Origin of the sequence: Nocardia carnea, assembly GCF_029868325.1 — a bacterium.
Taxonomy (GTDB): domain Bacteria; phylum Actinomycetota; class Actinomycetes; order Mycobacteriales; family Mycobacteriaceae; genus Nocardia; species Nocardia carnea_C.
Genome location: NZ_JARWNW010000063.1, coordinates 1 through 18,889 on the forward strand (window position 1 = coordinate 1; position 18,889 = coordinate 18,889).

At 67.4% G+C, this 18,889-nt stretch carries 19 protein-coding genes and 2 pseudogenes; 8 read left to right on the top strand and 13 right to left on the bottom strand.

Annotated elements, in window-relative coordinates; all coding sequences use genetic code 11:
- Nucleotides 1-121: 121 nt before the first annotated feature.
- The 3 genes and pseudogenes from QH196_RS03605 to QH196_RS03610 all read right to left on the bottom strand — a co-directional run bounded on the left by QH196_RS03605 (nt 122) and on the right by QH196_RS03610 (nt 1,973).
- Nucleotides 122-325 carry an SAM-dependent methyltransferase gene (locus QH196_RS03605; RefSeq protein ID WP_280414303.1) on the bottom strand — a complete coding sequence of 68 codons (204 nt, stop codon included), beginning with the start codon at nt 323-325 and terminating at the stop codon, nt 122-124.
- 92 nt (nt 326-417) lie between these two features.
- Nucleotides 418-474, bottom strand: a pseudogene (locus QH196_RS32470) (hypothetical protein); the annotation flags it as partial.
- Between the two features lie 92 nt (nt 475-566).
- Nucleotides 567-1,973 (bottom strand): DUF1254 domain-containing protein, encoded by a 1,407-nt coding sequence (locus QH196_RS03610; RefSeq protein ID WP_280414304.1) that lies wholly within the window; start codon nt 1,971-1,973, stop codon nt 567-569.
- A gap of 124 nt (nt 1,974-2,097) precedes the next feature.
- Here QH196_RS03610 and QH196_RS03615 point away from each other — a divergent pair, with 124 nt between their 5' ends.
- Together QH196_RS03615 and QH196_RS03620 are read left to right on the top strand one after the other, a co-directional pair.
- A complete protein-coding gene (locus tag QH196_RS03615; RefSeq protein WP_280414305.1) occupies nt 2,098-3,126 on the top strand; it encodes an ABC transporter substrate-binding protein in 1,029 nt (342 codons plus the stop codon).
- Between the two features lie 211 nt (nt 3,127-3,337).
- Nucleotides 3,338-4,657 (top strand): DUF1254 domain-containing protein, encoded by a 1,320-nt coding sequence (locus QH196_RS03620; protein ID WP_280414306.1) that lies wholly within the window; start codon nt 3,338-3,340, stop codon nt 4,655-4,657.
- A gap of 38 nt (nt 4,658-4,695) precedes the next feature.
- Here the strand turns inward: QH196_RS03620 and QH196_RS03625 are convergent, their stop codons facing one another.
- The 3 genes from QH196_RS03625 to QH196_RS03635 all read right to left on the bottom strand — a co-directional run bounded on the left by QH196_RS03625 (nt 4,696) and on the right by QH196_RS03635 (nt 7,266).
- Nucleotides 4,696-5,187 carry an RDD family protein gene (locus QH196_RS03625; protein WP_280414307.1) on the bottom strand — a complete coding sequence of 164 codons (492 nt, stop codon included), beginning with the start codon at nt 5,185-5,187 and terminating at the stop codon, nt 4,696-4,698.
- 311 nt (nt 5,188-5,498) lie between these two features.
- Nucleotides 5,499-5,933 (bottom strand): hypothetical protein, encoded by a 435-nt coding sequence (locus QH196_RS03630; protein WP_280414308.1) that lies wholly within the window; start codon nt 5,931-5,933, stop codon nt 5,499-5,501.
- An 82-nt stretch (nt 5,934-6,015) separates the two neighbouring features.
- Nucleotides 6,016-7,266: a cytochrome P450 gene (locus QH196_RS03635; RefSeq protein ID WP_432279427.1), complete on the bottom strand. Its 1,251-nt coding sequence runs from the start codon at nt 7,264-7,266 to the stop codon at nt 6,016-6,018.
- 252 nt (nt 7,267-7,518) lie between these two features.
- Between QH196_RS03635 and QH196_RS03640 the strand changes: the two genes are divergently transcribed.
- Complete coding sequence (locus QH196_RS03640; protein WP_280414309.1) at nt 7,519-8,505, top strand: AraC family transcriptional regulator ligand-binding domain-containing protein; 987 nt, start codon at nt 7,519-7,521, stop codon at nt 8,503-8,505.
- 300 nt (nt 8,506-8,805) lie between these two features.
- Nucleotides 8,806-9,993: an aminoglycoside phosphotransferase family protein gene (locus QH196_RS03645; RefSeq protein ID WP_280414310.1), complete on the top strand. Its 1,188-nt coding sequence runs from the start codon at nt 8,806-8,808 to the stop codon at nt 9,991-9,993.
- A 139-nt stretch (nt 9,994-10,132) separates the two neighbouring features.
- Here the strand turns inward: QH196_RS03645 and QH196_RS03650 are convergent, their stop codons facing one another.
- A complete protein-coding gene (locus QH196_RS03650; protein ID WP_280414311.1) occupies nt 10,133-10,861 on the bottom strand; it encodes an alpha/beta fold hydrolase in 729 nt (242 codons plus the stop codon).
- An 85-nt stretch (nt 10,862-10,946) separates the two neighbouring features.
- On the opposite strand from QH196_RS03650, the gene QH196_RS03655 reads away from it, so the two are divergent.
- From QH196_RS03655 to QH196_RS03670, 4 genes are all read left to right on the top strand, one after another.
- Complete coding sequence (locus QH196_RS03655; protein WP_280414312.1) at nt 10,947-11,531, top strand: TetR/AcrR family transcriptional regulator; 585 nt, start codon at nt 10,947-10,949, stop codon at nt 11,529-11,531.
- Between the two features lie 469 nt (nt 11,532-12,000).
- Nucleotides 12,001-13,413, top strand: a complete 1,413-nt coding sequence (locus QH196_RS03660; RefSeq protein ID WP_280414313.1) for an MFS transporter — start codon at nt 12,001-12,003, stop codon at nt 13,411-13,413.
- A gap of 156 nt (nt 13,414-13,569) precedes the next feature.
- Entirely contained in the window at nt 13,570-14,448 is an 879-nt protein-coding gene (locus QH196_RS03665; protein WP_280414314.1) for an ABC transporter ATP-binding protein, read from the top strand.
- Between the two features lie 53 nt (nt 14,449-14,501).
- Nucleotides 14,502-15,716, top strand: coding sequence for an ABC transporter permease (locus QH196_RS03670; RefSeq protein ID WP_280414315.1), 1,215 nt, complete (start codon nt 14,502-14,504; stop codon nt 15,714-15,716).
- A gap of 74 nt (nt 15,717-15,790) precedes the next feature.
- Here QH196_RS03670 and QH196_RS03675 read toward each other — a convergent pair whose 3' ends face one another.
- From QH196_RS03675 to QH196_RS03700, 6 genes and pseudogenes are all read right to left on the bottom strand, one after another.
- Complete coding sequence (locus QH196_RS03675) at nt 15,791-16,390, bottom strand: hypothetical protein (RefSeq protein ID WP_280414316.1); 600 nt, start codon at nt 16,388-16,390, stop codon at nt 15,791-15,793.
- Entirely contained in the window at nt 16,387-17,457 is a 1,071-nt protein-coding gene (locus tag QH196_RS03680) for a PEP/pyruvate-binding domain-containing protein (RefSeq protein ID WP_280414317.1), read from the bottom strand. Before QH196_RS03680 ends, QH196_RS03675 begins: the two co-directional genes overlap by 4 nt.
- A complete protein-coding gene (locus tag QH196_RS03685) occupies nt 17,454-17,828 on the bottom strand; it encodes a hypothetical protein (RefSeq protein WP_280414318.1) in 375 nt (124 codons plus the stop codon). Before QH196_RS03685 ends, QH196_RS03680 begins: the two co-directional genes overlap by 4 nt.
- Before the next feature lie 58 nt (nt 17,829-17,886).
- Nucleotides 17,887-18,246, bottom strand: a complete 360-nt coding sequence (locus QH196_RS03690; protein ID WP_280414319.1) for a DNA-binding protein — start codon at nt 18,244-18,246, stop codon at nt 17,887-17,889.
- Between the two features lie 65 nt (nt 18,247-18,311).
- Nucleotides 18,312-18,596: a hypothetical protein gene (locus QH196_RS03695; protein ID WP_280414320.1), complete on the bottom strand. Its 285-nt coding sequence runs from the start codon at nt 18,594-18,596 to the stop codon at nt 18,312-18,314.
- Nucleotides 18,597-18,700: 104 nt separating this feature from the next.
- A pseudogene (locus QH196_RS03700) lies at nt 18,701-18,889 on the bottom strand (ketol-acid reductoisomerase); the annotation flags it as partial.

Consider the following 18,889-nt stretch of genomic DNA (forward strand, 5'->3'; position numbering starts at 1 on the left):
AACCCCTCTGTAACGGCCCCCCCGGGCCCCGCTCCCCCCAACCCCCGGGCGGGCTACTTTTGGGGCCCCCCGCCCGCGCAGCCCGCGGCGGGTGGGCGGGGCGCGCCGGTCGGCAACTCGGTCACCCCGGCCGGGGCGGGGGCTTCTCCCCCGCATGCCAATCCTCGATCGCGACGATCCCGGGCTCCAGCACCTCCAGATCACGGAAGAAATGGGAGACTCCGCGGTAATCGCGCGCCTCCATCTCGATTCCGCTCGCCCGGTAGGCCTGCACGGCCCCCTCGACCATGGCCGGGTCCATGAACGCCCGATTGCCGCGGGCCACACCGCGAACCGAGGGAATGGCCTTCTCGATCCTCTCCGCGGCTTCCCGGTCGGCGGGGTTTTGTCCTTGCCGCCGAGGAAGTAGTCGTATATGCGCGCACTATGGGCTCGGTTCTGCTGGAGATCCACCGAATTTTTCTGTGCTGCCACGAGCTACTCCTCAGTCGATCGATGACGTCCGCCCTGTCGAGGTCGTGATCGCACCCGCTGTGACCGTGAGGCCTGGTGGCTCCTGCCGTCGATCAGACTCCTGGATCCATTCGATGTACCGGCGGAGGCCTCCACCCGCCGGTCGTGGCGACCGCCATCGGCTGATACATCCGCAGGACCAGGAAGAACGGGTACGGCGGGCAGGGCAGCCAGGTGCTCGAGTCCGTGGGCGGCGCAGTGCTCACCGTGATCTGCGCCGGCCCCTCGGCGGGGCTGAGGCGTTCGGGGCCGGTGCCACTCCCCACCGCGTACCTGCCCTCCGGCGCGTTGTAGAGCCGGCCGGTTTCGGCCTCGTAGAGGGTGATACTCCAGAAGGCTTCGGCGGGCGGCGGACCTGGGAGGTCGATGCGGTAGGCGCGTTCGCCGGCTCCGGTGAGTGGTTCGCCGGTGGCATCGACATAGGTGTTGTACGAACAGTTTTCCTCGACGACATTCGCCGCGAGACCGACGAAGTTCATAACGGCGCGCGCCAGGAAGTTGTCGCCGTGGGCACCCTTGTCCAAGACTTGCGTCCAGCCGGTACCGACCGGTTCGCCGAGAAGTGGGCGTGACTCCGCCAGCAGCGCCAGCGCGTCGTGAAAGCCCGCTCGCATACCCTGGCGGCTCGATTCGTCCAGATTGCCGGGGTCTCGGTCGGCAGCGCAGATGCCGAGCGTGCGGAACTGCCTGATATGCGCCGCGTCGCGGGTGGGAGTGCCGTTGATTCGCAGGGAGATGTCCAGGGCGCCGAAGAAGGCTTCGGGGGAGGTCTCCACTCGAGCCTGATCCAGGACGGGCCATGATCTGCGGCGGTCGGCGTTGTGGTGGATGTGGACGGCGTTCTGGAGCCGGTGGACATTCGTCAGGTCGTCGGGCCCGAACAGCTGGATACGCAACAGGATCCACATGAGCGGGGTGGCTACACGGAACAGGGTGTAGCCCGAGGGCACCGGGCCTGTCCAGTCGGTGGTGGCGATCAGGAAGCGGCTCCGCCCCGGGTGGGTGCGGGCGCTGATGTTGCTTGCGTTGCTGTAGGCGTCCAGGAAGTTCAGGGTGTAGTAGCGGTTGCGGAAGTCGGGGAGATCGAGCAGCGCGGGACCATCGGTGAGATCGAGCCAGGCATTCGAATACAGGGTGTCGACGTTGGGGACGCGGAAGGCCTGATAGTCCGGGCCGGCCGGCTCCCGGCTGTGGGAGAACTCGTTCAGACTCCACAGGTCGCCGTCGCCGCTGGGTGCGCATTGCGCGCACATACTTGCGTACTGATAGACGCTCGGCAACCCGTAGACCACCGCCTGGAGGGCCAGCATGCGCGCCAGTGCTTCCCGGGCGCCCGGACCGCTCGGGGTGATATCCGGCCGTGGCGAAGCGGTCAGCTGGTCTGCCGAACCCGGCTCGTAGGTCCGGACACCGCTTATTGCAGAGGGTGACGGGTCGTTTTCGTCGCGACCGCTGGGCATCGGCTTCACACTCCTCGCTGTTCGACCACCACCACGCACCGGAATGGGCCCCGGAACGTGATTGACACCACTCTGCCATATCTGTTGAACTGATGTCAGTTCGACTCCAGAAAGTGAGATTGTGGTGGCGAGTTTCAGACGAAGGCTGGCGGTGCTCCTCGGCGCCGCGCTCGTCGCGGCAGGATGCGGTGGCGGCGGTACGACCTCTTCGGTCGAGGGCAGCTGGGCCGATGTGGTGGCCGCGGCGCGGGAGGAAGGCTCGGTGCTGCTGTATTCGAGCCAGAACCCGGCGATCCTGGAAAGCCTGAAGAAGCCGTGGCACGAGCAGTATCCGGATATCACGCTGGAATTCGTGCGCGGCACAGATGCCGACCTGATCCCGCGCATCGAAACCGAGCAGCGGACCGGTCGCGGAACCGCGGACGTCCACATCGTCACCGACGCCTCGTGGATCGCGGGCGCCGCCGAGTCCGGCAGCTACTCGCAGGCGCTGCGCGGACCCAACCGTGAACGACCGGAATACCGGCCCGACCGCAGCGTCAAGAACGACAGGTTCTTCCTGGATGTCGCCGCCACATTCAGCATGGGATGGAATACCGATGGGGTCCCCGGCGGGTTCGCCGATCCCCGCGACATGCTGGATCCGAAATACACCGGCAAAATCGGCATCGTCAACCCGGCCGGTATCGCCTCGTACGTCGATCTCTACGACTACTACAGGGAAAACTTCGGCGACGATTACGTCGATCGGCTCGCAGCACTGAAACCGCGAATCTATCCCAGCGCCTTGGGCGTTGCGCAGGCACTGACCTCCGGCGAGGTCGTCGCCTCGCCCACGGTGCAGCCGCTGGTTCAGGAGAAAGCCAAGGGCGCACCGGTGGACTGGGCGCTACCGGAGCCATCCTGGGGTGTGCCGTTCTATGGGCACATCACCGCGACCGCCCCGCATCCGAACGCGGCCCAGGTCCTCGCCGATTTCATGGTCGGCCCGGAAGCGCAGGCCGCACAGGCCATCGGCGTGGCCACCGCACTACCCGGCATCCCCGGCGCCACCGCGGACGCACACGACGTTCGAGTACCCGACCCCGCGAAGCTCACCCCGGAGTATGTGGACCGCTCCTCGACGGAATGGCAGCAACTGTTTCAGGGCTGACGGGTCCCGAGTCGACGGCCGGGGGCCGGGGCAGGTCACGATCGACCACCCGGCGGCCGCGCCACTTCACAGCACCCGGCCACCGGCAACGGCGGAAGCCGGCGCCAAATGTACTGCCGCGCTCGGCGCCGCCAACGGCATACCCGCACGGTGCGGCCTTCTGCTCGCAGCCACGGTTATTCGAAGCAAGTTCACTATCGATGGGTGGTCCATGACCAGTCGGAAACAACACCTCGATCCCGACGATATCGCTCGCCGAACCGCGGATCTGCACATCTGGGGGTTCCCCTACGTCTTCGCCCAGCGCCTGCGTTTCCGCTTCACACTGCCGCTCTCCCCGCACGCTCCGCGGCCGGATACCTCGGCCGGCGCGGCGGTGAATCGCCTGGGCCATCAGCGGCGGCTCTCGGATCCGACACTCACCAGCGGGGTTGCCCCCAATGTGGACACGCTGTACTCGCTGGCATTCCTGGACCTCGCCTGCGGCACCTTCCGGCTCCGGCTCCCCGATTTCGGAGACCGGTACTACAGCATTCAGATCGGTGAGGCCGATTCCTCCACCGCGGCGGCACTCGGCCAACGCACGCACGGCCCCCGGATACCGGAGATCATCGTTCACCACCGGCGTTTTCCGGCGGCCCCGGCCGATGGCGCCACGACAATCCCGTGCCGATCGCGATTCGTCATGGTGGCGATCCGAATACTCACCGACCCCGGCCGCGCCGACGATCTCCGAGCAGTCCACGATCTGCAGGATCGCATCGAACTCAGCGGGCCCGGCACGCCGGCAGACACACCACCGGAGGCCCTCCTCGAGCGAGAACGGCAGACCGAAACCCAGGACACCGAGGCATTTCTGGATTCGCTGAGTTCGGCACTCGCCGATACAGAGCCGGCCGAGTTACCCGAATGGGTCCGGGAAAGCCTCGGCGACGCACGTACCGCATTGGGCGATCCGGCACTCCGCTGGTCAGCCGACCTGGGTCTCGCGGACGGACTTCGGACGATCCAACAGCGCGTCGCCGAACTAGGCCGCACGGTGAACGGATGGTCGATCAACGATCGCGGCACCGACTTCGGTGACGACCACTTGCTACGCGCCGCGGTGGCCTACTCCCAGATCTACATCAATCCCGCCGAAGAAGCGCTTTACCCGGTATGCGAGCGCGACGACCAAGGAATGCCGCTGGCCGGAACCCACCGCTACACCATCCGGTTCGAACGCGAGAACCGGCCGCCGGTGGACCAGTTCTGGTCGCTGACCGTCTACCACGCAACGGGCCTGCTCTACGACAACCCGATCGACCGCTACGCGATCACCGACCGCACACCCGGACTACACACCGGCGCCGACGGCTCCCTCACCATCCATCTGCAAACACAACGGCCCACTCAGCCGGGCGCCAACTGGCTACCGTGTCCGCCAGGTCGCTTCCGGCTCATGCTGCGCCTGTACGGTCCTCGCAACCCGATGTGGAATCCCCCACCGGTCCGACAGAGCCCGCCGATCTGCGTACTGGCCGCCGAATAGTCGCCGAACCGCCGGCTGCGCGAAGGACAGAACCGGAATTATTCGTCGATGACCTGCGTGCCGCCGGCCACCCGGTCGTGCCACCCCTGCTTCGTCGGGCTCGAGCTGATCGTCATTGCGATGGCGATCGCCGCGATGAACCACAGGAGGCCGCCGATCCAAGGAATCAGGTTGAGGAGCATGTAGGCGTTTCGGATCGCGGAGTCCTTGAGACTGGGCTTCGGGGCGCCGTCCGAACCGTTGACGTGCAGGCCGACGAGTTTCTTGCCCGGGGTCGAACCCGAGGCCACTTCGAAGACCACGAAGTACAGGAAGCCGAAGCCGGCACCCGGGAGGACCGAAAGTACGTCGGGAACGTCACCGACCACGCCCATGAGCCAGAAACAGATGGCACCGACGATGCCGGCGATGATCCAGTCGACGAAGCGCGCCACCGCACGTTTTCCGAGACCGCCCGGTTTGACCGCCGCCGTCCGCCCGTATATCGGGTCGGCTTGGCCGTACATCGGGTCGAAACCACCTGTGGTCATCATGCCCTCCTGGCGAACGCTGCGGCTGCTTGCCTATCAGGTGCTGCTCAGTGCATGTCGACTCTCAAGGATGACACAGCGGCCTACACCGTCGGGATATCGACACTGATTCGTATCCCGCATGAGTCCTGGTGGTGGCTTTTCCGCGTCACTTCTGCGCGGCGCGACACTGCGAGGGGCAGACCTGACTGCGTTGCTCGTGAAAATACAGTCGCCGGAGCTCCTGACTCCGGCCTTACACCGACCTGACAGTCACCGAGTCCTCGGTCATGGTCGAGACAACTACTTCGCCGAACCCGGATACTGCCGCGTCAGCGGAGGACGGCCACGGCCACCGCCAGTAACAAGCCTGCGGCAAGCAACGACCAGTAGGCGATGGTCCACGCTCGTGCGACCTTCAGCCCGGGACGTTGCTGGGGCTCATACCCGGCGGCGCCTCGGTGGTAGATGGTGTGCGGCGAGGCGTAATGGAAGTAGACGGGCCCGCGGGTGGTGTCCACGTCCAAGCTTGCCTTGCCCACCTGCCAGAACGTGTACTGCGACCACAGTTGGGCGCGGAACCGTCCCGGCGGCAGTAAGACCTGGTTACGCCCCTTCCGGAGTTTGAACCGGTAGCCCGGGGCGAATTCGACCATCACCGGCATCGCGAAAGCCCGCCCGACCGGGGTGGAACCCGTGACTTCGATATCCACGGGTACCGGCGGCGGGGCCTGGAGATGCTGGGGATGCTGCCAAAGATTCGTCACATCCGTTGATGCTATGAGTGTCCGGCCGCGTTCGCTTTTCGATCGGGTCTTCGGACCGGGAATCCCGCCGTCGGGAGTCGGATTACAAGTTCAACCTGGCGGAGGGAGTGAAGCGGACCGGGAGTTCGGCAAGGGCGCGGTGGAAGGGGCCCGGGCGCCAGGTGGGTTGGCCGCCGGGTAGGGCGGGTTCCATTTCCGGGAGGGCGTCGAGTAGCTGGTCGATGGCGTTCTGGGCGATCAGGTACGACAGCGACTGGGCGGGGCAGGCGTGGCGGCCGATGCCCCAGGCGAGGTGGGAGCGGTTGCCGATGTGGTCGTCGGAGCGGATGGCCGGGTCGTTGTTGCAGGCGGCCATGCTGATCAGGACCGGTTCGTCGGCGGGGAGCCAGGCGTCGTCGACGAGGATCGGGTGGCGGGGGTAGGTGATGAGGAAATTCGCCAGGGGCGGGTCGTTGAACAGGACCTCGTCGAGGGCGTCGAGGGTGGACAGGCTGCCGCCGAGGACGCCGCTGCCGACGTGGTCGTCGGTGAGGATGAACAGCAGGGTGTTGGCGATGAGGTTCTGCTGGAATTCGATACCGGCGCCGTAGTGGCCGGCGACCTGGTGAACCATTTCCTCCTGGTTCAGTTCGGCGGGGTGGCGCAGCAGCTGGGAGGTGATGTCGTTACCGGGTTCGGTGCGTTTGAGGTCGACGAGTTCCAGCATCGCGGTGCTGATCATCTGGTTGCCGTTCTCGGCGTCGACGCCTTCGACGAGGGCGGCCATTCCGGCCGCCACCCGCTGGCCGATATCGGCGGGGCAGCCCAGCAGGGTGTTGATGATGGTGAAGGTCAGCGGGAAGACGTATTGGGTGATGAGGTCGGCGCTACCGGATTCGCAGAAATCGTTGATCAGTGGGATGGCGGCCTCTTCGACCGTGGTGTGCAGCGTATGCAGGTCCAGGTTGCCGATGCTGGTGGTGATGGCCTCGCGGTAGCGGTGGAAATCCGCGCCGGTGTTGCGGCTGGCGGTGGGCCGCCACTCCATGATCGGGAGTACCGGGCAGTCGGCGGGGACGGTGCGCTGCCAGGTGCGGGGGTCGGCGGGGAAACGGTCCGGGTCATTGAGGATGCGTAGTGCGGTGTTGTACCCGACGACCAGCGTCGCGGGGACGCCCGGCGCGAGTTCCACGGGAACCAGCGAACCCCAGCGGCGGCGCATCTCCCGGTAGGCGCGGTGCGGGTCGGCGGCGAATTCGGGTGCGTGCAGGGCAACCCGGCCCTCGGGATAGCCCACCTGCGCGGGGCGGGACTCCGCCGGAGCCGGGAGATGCGCGGGAATGCGCTGTGTCAATCGTTGGTCCTCACCGCTTGTTCTCCACTACTCCGTACCGGCAGCACCGGCACAGCGATGGTGCCACCGGCGCGCCGCGGCCGATAGTGCCGCCGGCGCCAGGATGGGGGCGGATCGCGCCAGAGGGGTCCAGTCGGCGGGGCGGGCGGGGTTCGTCGCGACGCCGGTGCGCGCGAGCCGGGATATCGTCGGCAGGTAGCGGTCCGCGTGGGGGCCGGGGAGGTACTCGTTCTGATTAGGTGTGTTGCACAAGTGGATACGGTTGAACATGTTGCGTTTTCGAACTTCATCCTGGGCAGCTCCGGCCTGAACGGAACAACCCGGCGGCACCTCGCACGCGCCGCGGAACTACCGGAGTGGGTGCTGGAAACCGGTGACACGATGGTGTCGAGCAACTACCAGCTCAACCTGTGGGAACTGGTGGAACACGCATTGGACGACCCCCACGTGGCCTTGCGGGTCGGGAAGACGAACACGCTGGGCAACTTCGGCCTGCACGACTACCTGTTCAGTACGGCGCCGACGCTCGCCGAGGGGCTGGCGCGGTCGGAACAGCACGCGAACATGATCACCACCAATATCGGGTTCGCGGTCTCGGGTGACTCGGAGGAAGAAGCGAACGCGGATGTCCGGCTGCTGAACGGGCACGGGCGGGGTCGCGAACTCGCCACCCAGTTCGCGCTCGCGGCAGTGGTGACGCGGGCCCGCAATGCCACGGGGCGGGATGTGCACCCGGTGCGGATCCGGTTCCGGCAGTGTGCGCCGCGGCGCCATCAGCCGTTCGTCGAAATGTTCGGGACCCGGCACGTCGAATTCGGGGCGCCGACAGACCAGATCACGTTCCGGGCAGCCGATCTGGAGCTACCGCTGCGCACGGCCGACCCCGCACTGGCCCAGATCCTCGCGCGGTGCGCGGCGGCGCTACCGCCCGCACCGCGACTGGAGCTCACCTGGGCCGGCCAGGTGCAGCAGGCGCTGCTGGTGCTGCTCGGGGACGGGCGGGTCACGATCGAGCGGGTCGCGCGGTATCTGGCCACGAGCAGTCGCAGTCTGCAACGGCGTCTCGCCGACGAAGGGACGACCTGGACGCGGGAATTGGACCGGGCGCGCAGTGCGGTGGTCGAACGGGGTGCCCGGTCACGGCCGGACGTAACGCAGGCGGCGCTGGCACGGAAGGTCGGCTACTCCGATGCGGGTGCGTTGCGGCGGGCGCGGCAGCGGTGGTCCGGGCGGAGGTAGCTGGACCACGCGGCGGCTCCGGTGCGTCTGCGGAAGGCGGCTGATCCGGCAATGGCCGGCCAGAGCTCGACTCGGGCAAGACTCGCTACGGCGACCGGGGCCGAACGCGCCGCACAGGGTTCCGATCGCGCCGAATTTCCCGCCGCCGCACACACTGTCGTTACAGAAAATCGCAGGCCATCGTGGTCGTTCACCGCACAACTGTGCCCCCTGCGACCCCTGCGGAAGTCCGGCCCCGAGCTCATACTTTCGATCCGCCGGGCAGTCGCGCGGCGGAACGAGCCCGAGGAAGGCGATCGGATGGGTGAGACGAATACCGGTGCTCCCGGAGACAGCGTGCTGCCGGGGGTCTTGAAGCTCGGCGGGCAGGTGCTGGCGGAGAAGGTGCTGCGCCGCCGCGACGGCGCGATACCCATGAAGAAGAGCGAGGTCGATGCGGAATGGCTCGACCGGGTCCTCACCGACGGTTACCCCGGTGCGGCAGTGGAATCGTTCGATATCGCCGACGCCGAAGGTGGTACGACCAGCCGCTGGAAGGCGACGATCCACTACAACGAGGCCGGCCGGCGGGCGCGGTTGCCGGAACACCTCTTCGCGAAAACGACCCTCACCTTCACCCAGCGTTTGACGCAGTACCTGGCGCACGCGCTCCCCGGCGAACCCGGATTCTTCCAGCATCTGCGGCCGGAACTCGATATCGAGGCACCGCGCGGGTATTTCGGGGCCGCCGACCTGCGGACCGGACGGTCGTTGACGCTGCTCGAGGATGTGAGCGTGACCCAGGGCGCACGGTTCTGCACGCCGCTCGAACGGGTCACCCGGGCACAGATGGAAGACCTGCTGGCGAATATGGCGCTCTGGCACGGACACTACTGGGAATCACCGGAACTGAAGGCGCGGGACTGGCTGAAGACGCCGGGCACGCATTTCCGTAATTTCGACCGGCTGCTCGGGATGCGCAAACGCGCGGAGGTCGGGCTGAAACGCGCCCCCGAACTCGTGCCCGACAGCCTGCCGCCCGTCCAGGGCGAACTCTACGAAGCCTGCGGCCGGGCACTGCAGATCGCCGAACAGGGCCCGCAGACCTTGCTGCACGGCGACCCGCATATCGGCAACGCCTACATATGCGCCGACGGCAGTATGGGTTTCACCGACTGGCAGCTCGTGATGCGCGGCAGCTGGGCATTCGACGTGGCCTACACGATCACCTCCGGGCTGGAAGTCGAAGACCGCCGGTCCTGGGAACCCGATCTGATCGCGCTCTATATCGACGCCCTGCACGCAGCAGGCGGGCCCGCACTATCGTTCGAGTCCGCCTGGCTCGCCTACCGTCAGCAGGCGCTCTACCCGTACTTCGCCTGGATGATCACCATCGGCCGCGGCGCGCTGATGCCCGAGTTCCAGCCGGCCGATATCTGCCGCGCCATCGTGCACCGCACCGCGCACGCCATCATGGACCTGGATGCGCTGCAGGCGGTCGGCAGCTGACCACGTAAGCCGTTGCGCCGGAGCGAAACCGGTGTCGCGTACGGCCATTCCGGCCCGGAAGCCCCACCGGCCGAGGTGGAACGAGGCCAGTGAGCGCCCCGATGGATAGGATGCCTGCCGACTGACCGCGCACGGGCGGTCATCGAGCACCATTGCGACCGGAATCGGTATCGCAGCTGTCGGCGATATCGCGAACCAGCCGGGCAAACCGCCGGGGTTCGGCGAGGGGCAGATAGTGACCGGCCCGGGGCACCACGAGCAGGCGGGCCCGGGGTGTGGCGGCGGCGAATCGGTGCTCGTGGGCGCGGAAATGGTCGCGACTGCCGTTGATCAGCCACACCGGGCCGCCATATCGGCCGAGTTCGGCGAGCGGATCGAACTGTCCGAGCGCGTGCAATACATCGGGAATGATCTCGGTGGCTATCCCGCCCTGCTCGATGGCGTGGGCGACCTCCAGCGGCAGCACGGCCTCGAACATCCGGTTGCTGAGCCGCTCACCGCCGTCGGGCCGAGTCGAAAGGACGCGGTGGGCCAGGCGGAAAGGAACCATCGAAGCCTTGTCCGGCACAGCGGTGGAACCGGCGACCACCAAACCCGCCGCCTGTTCGCCGAGTTCGGCCGCCGCGGCGATTCCGACGTACCCACCGAGTGAATGGCCGACCAGCAGCGCGCGGCCGCCGGCTTGTTCGACGGCTGTGCGTACGGCGGCGACGGCCGTGGTCATCGTGAAAGGTTCGCCGCGGCGCTGGCCGTGCCCCGGGAGGTCGACGGTGGCCACCGTGCGTTCGGGCGCTATTTCGTCGATCGCGCCGGCCCAGCAGCGGCCGTTCAGCCGAATGCCGTGCACCAGGACCACGGGAACAGTCATGAGACCTCCAAACACGACGCAACGTTGCGTTGCAAACGTAGCGCCGGTTGTCCCACAACGCAACGTTGCGTTGTACTCTTGCGGTATGGATGCCGAGTCCGACAAAAACACGAAGGGCCGGCCGCGGCGCGCCGGCGCGATCTTCACCGCCACCCTGGAACTCCTCGCCGACAACGGATATGACGGCCTGACCATGGAGGCAGTCGCCGCGCGCAGCGGGGTCAACAAGACCACGCTCTACCGCTGGTGGAAGTCCAAGGACGACATTCTCGCCGCCGCCCTGACCGACTCGGACCTCCTTGCCTTCGACGTACCCGATACCGGCAGCCTCCGCAGCGACCTCCTCGAGACGAGCCGCAGCATCCACAAACTGCTCACCGATCCCGCAACCGCCCCTATCGCCACCGCCGTCCTCGCCGCCGCATCACGCCGCCCAGCGCTGGCAGCGGTCGGCCGGACCTTCTTCGCCGACCGCGCCGAACGGGAACATCCGATCTTCCGCCGCGCGATCGACCGCGGCGAACTCCCGGAACACGCCGACCCCCGATCCATCATGGATATGCTCGCGGGAGCCATTTGGTTCCGTCTGTTCCTCCGCGCCGAGCAGATGCGGGAAGAGGATCTTTCAGCGGCCGTCGATCTCGTACTCAGCGGAGCCGCAGCGCGCTGACCGGCCGAGTTTCGATGCGGCAAAGCCGCTTCGACTTCCTGCATGCGGATATCTCCGGCCGCAGCCGGTCGCTCGTACTCCCGTCGTTCGGGGTCCACCGAGGACAGTTGGGGCACGTTTGGCCGCAGGATACGCGCACGTTCGGCCGCATACCTTGTGCACGCTTGGCCGCACTGTCGGTGCACGTTCGGTCGCAACCCGACGCAGGTTCGGACGCGACGACCGACGCGAGCAGGCGTTGCGGAAGAGCGATGGTGCGGCCGAGGCAACGCCCCCTTCACTGATAGAGTTCGCGTCATGTCAGGCGCTTCAGCTTCCGCCGCTTGCGCGGCAGTGACCAGGACGTCCCGCTAGCGGCGGGACGTTCCACCCACAGACCTCCTCTTCAGGGACGTCCGGCCGCTTCGTGATCAGTCCGGAGCGGCACCTTTGTGCTGCTCAGATCCTTCTCTGAGCAACGGAGCACCTGATGTTCTCAGGCATTCTCTCTTCACGCGGGCACAGCCCGTCCCATATGCGCTCATGGCTGGTGCTGTGGGCGATGTCGATGCTGCAATTCTTCATCGCGGTCGATGTGACCGTGGTCAATATCGCGCTGCCCTCGATCGGCGCGGACTTCGGAGTCGGCGACAACGCCCTGACATGGGTCGTGGTCGGCTACACCATCACCGGCGGCGGGCTGCTAATGCTCGGTGGGCGGCTGGGCGATCTGCTCGGGCGCCGGCGCGTGCTACTGGCCGGCACCATCTTGTTCGGGGCGGCGTCGCTGTTGGCGGGGCTGGCACCGTCCTTCGGCCTGCTTGTTCTCGCGCGTCTCCTGCAAGGTGCCGGTGAGGCCATTGCCCTACCGGCCGCGATGGCCACCATTGTTCTGCTCTTTCCCGAAGGACGCAGCAGGTCACGGGCTTTGAGCGTATGGGCGGCGGTGGCGAGTTGCGGGCTGGTGCTCGGTTTCGTCCTGTCCGGAATCATCACCGCGCATCTGGGCTGGCGGTGGATCTTCTTGATCTCGGTGCCGTTCATCCTGGTCGTCGTCGTGGCAGCTCTCGTCCTTGTCGAGCGAGACCGGCCGGACGCCCGCGTATCCGGACCGCTCGACATTCCGGGAGCGCTGTTGCTGATCACCTGCCCGCTGCTGTTCACCTTCGGCGTGGTCCAGGCCGGTGAACCCGGGACCTCTTACTGGGTGCCGGCGGCGTCGCTGGTGGGTGCGGTGCTGGCGGGAGCCGGATTCGTGCGGGTGGAAGCACGCTCACCGAACCCTCTCCTGCCACTGGCTTTCTTCGCCCACCGCGCACGCGTCACCGCGAACCTCACCACGATGCTGCTCAGTGGGGCGCTGTCGACCTCGTTCCTGCTGTTCACGTTCTATCTTCAGGACTACCTGGGGATGGGGCCGTTGGGAGCCGGAATCACCATGCTCCCGCTGGCGGTCTCGCTGATCGCGTTCTCCATGCTCGTGCCCCGGCTGCTGGGCAGCTGGGGAGCCCGGGTCTGCGTGCTGGCGGGACTCGGTTTCACCGCGGGCGCAATGGCCGTCATCGGGGTCGTCGCTGCCGTGAATGCGGGAGCGCCGTGGCTGATACCGGCGATGCTGCTCATCGCGGCCGGGATGGGTTTCGGGATCGTCGGCCTGCAGTACATCGCCGTGAGCGGCGTGACCGACGACGACGCCGGAATCGCCTCGGGCGTGCAGCGGGCGGCCGACCAGCTCGGCGGCGCCACCGGTGTGGCGGTGTGCGTGGGAATCGGTTTCGCTCCCGCCCTGCACACCGTCGACCCGTTCCTGATGGCCACGCTGCTGGCAGGTGCCGGGCTGGTCGCAGGTGTCCTGGTGCTCCGGCGCGCACCCGAACCGCCCGCCGCGGACATGCACGGGTAAGCGAGGGGTGAGCGCCCGCCCGCGCCCGAAGTCCTGCGCGGACGGCTCGGAACATACCGCTGGGCGGCCGCCGGATCCGGTGGCGGTCGCCGGATCCGGGGCTCGGGCTCGGGCGGCCGGGTAGAGTCGGCCCGGATCACGACCGCGGAGGGTTCGATGCTCGAGGTAACGCATCTGGTGCGCCGGTTCGGCGACAAGACAGCCGTCGACGATGTGTCGTTCACAGTGGAACCGGGCGCGCTCACCGGGTTCGTCGGCGGCAACGGCGCGGGAAAGACCACGACCATGCGGATGATCATGGGAGTGCTGGCCATCCATGGCGGCGAGGTGCACTGGGGCGGGCGTCCCGTGACCGTGGCCGATCGGCGTTCGTTCGGGTACATGCCCGAAGAGCGGGGGTTGTATCCGAAGCAACCGGTGCGGGATCAGCTGGTATATCTGGCTCGGTTGCGGGGGCTTTCGGCGGCCGAGGGCAGGCGGCGGACCACGGAACTGCTCGAGCGGTTCGGGCTCGGGGACCGCGGGAAGGACAAGCTGGAATCGCTCTCGCTCGGTAATCAGCAGCGGGTGCAGATCGCGGCGGCGGTGGTGGCGCAGCCGGCGGCGCTGGTGCTGGACGAACCGTTCTCCGGGCTGGACCCGGTCGCGGTCGATTCGATGGCCGACCTGCTGGCCGAATACGCCGGGCAGGGTGTGCCGGTGCTGTTCTCCTCGCACCAGCTTGATCTGGTGGAACGGCTGTGCGATCGGCTGGTGATCCTCGCGAACGGGCGGGTCGTCGCGCAGGGTTCGGCGGCGGAATTACGGGAGGCCGGTGCGCTGCGGTACCGGCTGAAGGCCGGGTCCGATACCGGCTGGTTGAACGAGTTCGCGGGGGTGAGTGTGGTCGAACGCAACGGTGCGGGAGTGTTGCTCGAGTTGAGCGGCGCGACCACCGATCAGGTACTCACCGAGGCGCTGGCACGCGGATCGGTGCAGGAATTCGCCGAGGTGCGGCCGTCGGTCGCGGAGATCTTCCGGGAGGTGACGGCATGAGCGGGTCAGGCCCGGAGGCGGCAGCGGAGCGTAACCACGGAGGGCCCCCGCTCATGCCCAATACACAGAGCATGAGCGGGTCGGGCCAAGCGGATATCGCGCCGCGCGGGGTGTGGCGGATCGTCACCGAACGTGAAGTCATGGTCAAACTGCGCGACCGCAATTTCCTGATCTCGACGGTCATCACGATCGTGGCGATCGTCGCGTCGCTGGCCATCAGCGGTTTCATGAGCGGGCGCACCGAGACGGTCGATATCGCGGTCACCGGGCCCGACGCGGGCCAGGTCGTGCAGACGGCCGGCGATCTCGCCGAACTCGCGGACAGCAACGTTGCCTTCGCCAGCACACCGGTCGCCGACCGCGCCGCCGTCGAACAGCAGGTACGTGACGGGGAGGCCGACGCCGGTCTCGTCGCCGGACCCGGCGGGTGGCGACTCATCGGCAAGGAATCGGTGAACGACGACATCAACACCTACGTCACCACCGCCGCACAGCAACTCGCGCTGCAACGCAACGCCGAAGCGGCGGGTACCTCGCTCGAAGAGCTCGGCCGCGGCGGCCAGGTCTCCTACGACGTACTCGACGAGTCCGCCGTCGACCCGGGTTTCGCGCAGATCATGACGTTCGTGTTCGCGTTCCTGTTCTATATCGCCTCGATCCTGTTCGGTATGTCCATCGCGCAGAGCGTCGTCGAGGAAAAACAGAACCGAATCGTGGAGATCCTGGCCAGCGCGATCCCCTTGCGGCAGTTGCTGATCGGCAAGATCATCGGAAACACCCTGATGGCCTTCGGGCAGCTGGTCCTGTTCGCGGCTGCGGGCCTGGCCGGGTTGGCGGTGATGGGAAACACCGACTACGTCACCCAGATCGCGGGTGCGGCCGGATGGTTCATCGTCTTCTTCGTCGTAGGCTTCCTCGCCCTGGCCAGCCTGTGGGCGGTGGCCGGCTCACTGGCGACCCGCAACGAGGACCTGCAATCGACCTCCACCCCGCTGAGCATGCTGATCATGATCGTGCTGTTCCTCGGCATCTTCGCCTCCGGCACAGCGCAAACCGTCACGTCCTACGTCCCGATCGTCTCCATCGTCACCATGCCCGCCCGCCTCGCCGAAGGCACGGCCGCCTGGTGGGAGCCGCTGGTCTCCCTCGCCATCATGGCGGCGACCGCCTACGGAATCGTGGTGGTCGCGGAGCGGATCTACCGGCGTTCACTGATGCAGACCCAAGGGCGCCTGACGTACCGCCAGGCGCTCAGCGTCGAGGATTGACCGGCACTCCTGGCAGCAGGCCGGCACGCACCCCGGTACGGTCATCGGCCGCTCATCGGTCCCGTCCACCGAGGTCATCGGGAACGGCCGAGGGTGGCCAGGAGATCTTCGTGCAATTCGAACCAGACACGGTGGGCGGAGTCGCGGTCGGTCGCGGTCAGCCAGGCGGGATCCGTTCGGGCGCGATCGACGGCCGTATCGAATCGCTCGTGGTAGCCGCTGTACCGCGGCAGGCGGTGCACCAGACGCTCTTCGAGCACTGCCCACCCGGCGCTACCGCGGGAGAGGTCCGATAGCACACCTGCCAGGCTGGTGGGTGGTTCGGTGATGCCCATCTCGGTCAGCTGCCAGCGCGTGCAGGCGTCCACCACCAGGCGGTTGAGTGGCTCGAACTCGGCCATCACCGACTCGACCAGTGGCCGGGCGTCCGCGCCGTCCAGCTCCTCGGCCAGGAGCCGCTCTCCCAGCGTCTTGCCTGCTTCGGTCAGCGACCATCCGCCGTCGTCGTCGAATCGGCTCCAGTTCACCTGCCCGTCGGCCTGGGCCTCGAGCAGGATTTCCTCGGCCCCGGCGGACAGGACGCCCGCGCGCTCGCTCACCTGGGCGATTCCGCCGTAGCCGAGAAGGCGCAGTGCGTGAAGGACCTGCCGCCGGATGTCGTGTGGTGAGTTCATCGAGCCTTCTGTGCGGTGATGGTTCCGGTGCTGCCGTCGACGTCGACGAGCATGTCATCGGGCAGATCCATAGCGGAAGTAACGTCGGTGACGGCGGGGATGCGCAGTTCGCGGGCGACGATCGCCGCATGGGCGAGCACCCCGCCACGCGTGGTGACGACGGCCGCGGCCCGGGCGAGCAGGGGTGTCCAGGCCGGTGACGTGGCCCGGCACACCAGTACTTCCCCCGGTGTGAACCGGCCGAAGTCGTCCAGGCCGTCGACGATGCGCACAACGCCCCGCGCCCTGCCTGGGCTCGCCGGCGTTCCCGACGCGATGGTCACCGCGTTCGTTACCGGGGTGCCGGCCGGGCCTCGGTCACTGCTCGGGGTCGAGGTGATCGGCCGGGCTTGCAACGCCCAGACCTGGTTGCCGACGAGCGCCCACTCCACGTCTTGGCCGCCACCCAGAAGCTCCTCGGCGCGCGCCGCGACCCGGCTCACCGCGACCGCCTGCTCGGCGCCGAGGATCTCGGGTTTCGCCGCGGGCCTGGGGACGTCGCCGGGAGCTATCCGCCACCTTTCCGGACTCACCTGCCCCGACACGAGCCGATCGCCCAGACCGCGGACGGCCTCGATGACGACAGCCCGCCGCCCGCTGACGGGATCGCGGGTGAAGGCGACACCGGCCGCGTCGGGTATCAGCATCCGCTGGACTACGACGGCGACGCCGCGAGCGACCGACCGGTCGACGGCGGCAGCGTAAGTGCGCGCCCGGTCGACTGCCGCTGCGGTTCGTCGTACCTGGCCCTCGACGTCATCGGACGGCACGTCCAGCGCCGTGCGGAACTGTCCCGCGAAGGACGCCTCGTCGCCGTCCTCGGCCGACGCCGACGACCGCACTGCGAAGCGCGACCCGCCCAACGCCCCCAGGACGCCGGGCAGTTCACGCTCCCAGCCGACGCCTGCACCGACGGGCAGCGCGAATCCGTCCGGGACCGCGAACCCGGCTCGTGACAACCGCCCCAGCGTGACCGCCTTCGCCCCGCACGACCTGCCCGCCTCGCACAGCGGGACAAACGCAGTCACGGCCGTGATTCCAGCCGGGCAAGAACTCGGGACATCCGCTGCTGCGCGGCTTGCCCCGACCCCAGCCCCAGCGCCGCCCCGATCTGCTGGAACGTGACGCCCGCGGCCCGCGCGGCGAACAGCAGGGCCGCCTCGGTCTGATCCAGTTCCGAACGGGCCGCGCTGATCAGCCCCAGCCCCGCCGTCAGGACCTCCGGGTCGACTTTCTTCTCCGACGCTTTCCATGCCGCCAGCCGCACCAGATCGCAGTCACTCGGCGGTTGTCCGGTGTGCTGCCAAGGCCGGTCGGGCAAGGCGTCGCCACCGGCAGCGCCGAGAACAGCGCGATGGACTGTGAGAGCAGCCGCGTGGGAACGGTCATCGGGAACCATGGATTCATCTCAGTCGATCAACATCATGTTGTCAACGTTGCGTTGATGCCCTGATCCCTCAAAAGGGAATGATGCGGACCCCTGGACCGCACAATGTGGACATATCGTCGGCATCGCTGGTCAGCACGACCACGGGAGCGGGCTGACGTAACGCCATTTCCGCGACTACGGCGTCGACGGCGTACTTGTGGCCGTGGAGTCCGGTATCGAGCAGTAATGCCGAGGCGGCCCTTGCCGCTGTCTCGTCGACGTGTTCGATCCGAATACCGGACAGCAGCCAGTTCAGGTGTGCCCGGTTCGTTTTCCGGTGCGTCGCCTCGATGATGGTCAGCGCACTCACGACGACCTCCATGCCACGCACCCGCGCTTCCGCGACCAGCGCGACGACCGGCGCGGAATCGTCCAGCAGCCGGGACAATCCCTGACAGTCGAGGACCGCAGTACCTCCCTGGGCAGGGGCCGGGCGACGGGATGCAGGTGGGGTTAGCTTGCCGTGGGCCATTGCCCCGGCTCGGCGAGCGCACGGTCGAACGCTTCTTTTGCGCGCTGCCGTTCGTCGGGCGGCAGCGGGCCGCTCCGCTGCTCGTAGTCGGCGAGGTATTCGTCGAGGATCAGGCCACGCAATTCACGCTCCACCGCCGAGGCCACGAACGAGGAGAACTCCCGTTTACCCACTCGCCGCCGGATGGCTTCGGCAGTGCCCTCGGACAGCGACAGGCTGATCCGCGTAGCGGGCCCCTCACCGATGCCGTACTCCCGCTCACCCATGGCTCGATATTATCAAACCGATTAGGAAATGTTGGGTACCCACGAGTAAGGGGCCCTCCCGCAACCGCGGAAGGGCCCCTTTCAGCGCTGCATCAGCGAACCGCTCAGGCGGTTTCGGTGATCGGCCGGTCTACCCAGCTCATCAGGTCGCGCAGCTTCTTACCGGTGACCTCGATCGGGTGCTCGGCGTTGGCCTTGCGCAGGCCCTCGAGCTCCTTGTTGCCACCCTCGACATTGGCGACCAGGCGCTTGACGAAGGTGCCGTCCTGGATGTCCTTCAGGATGTCCTGCAT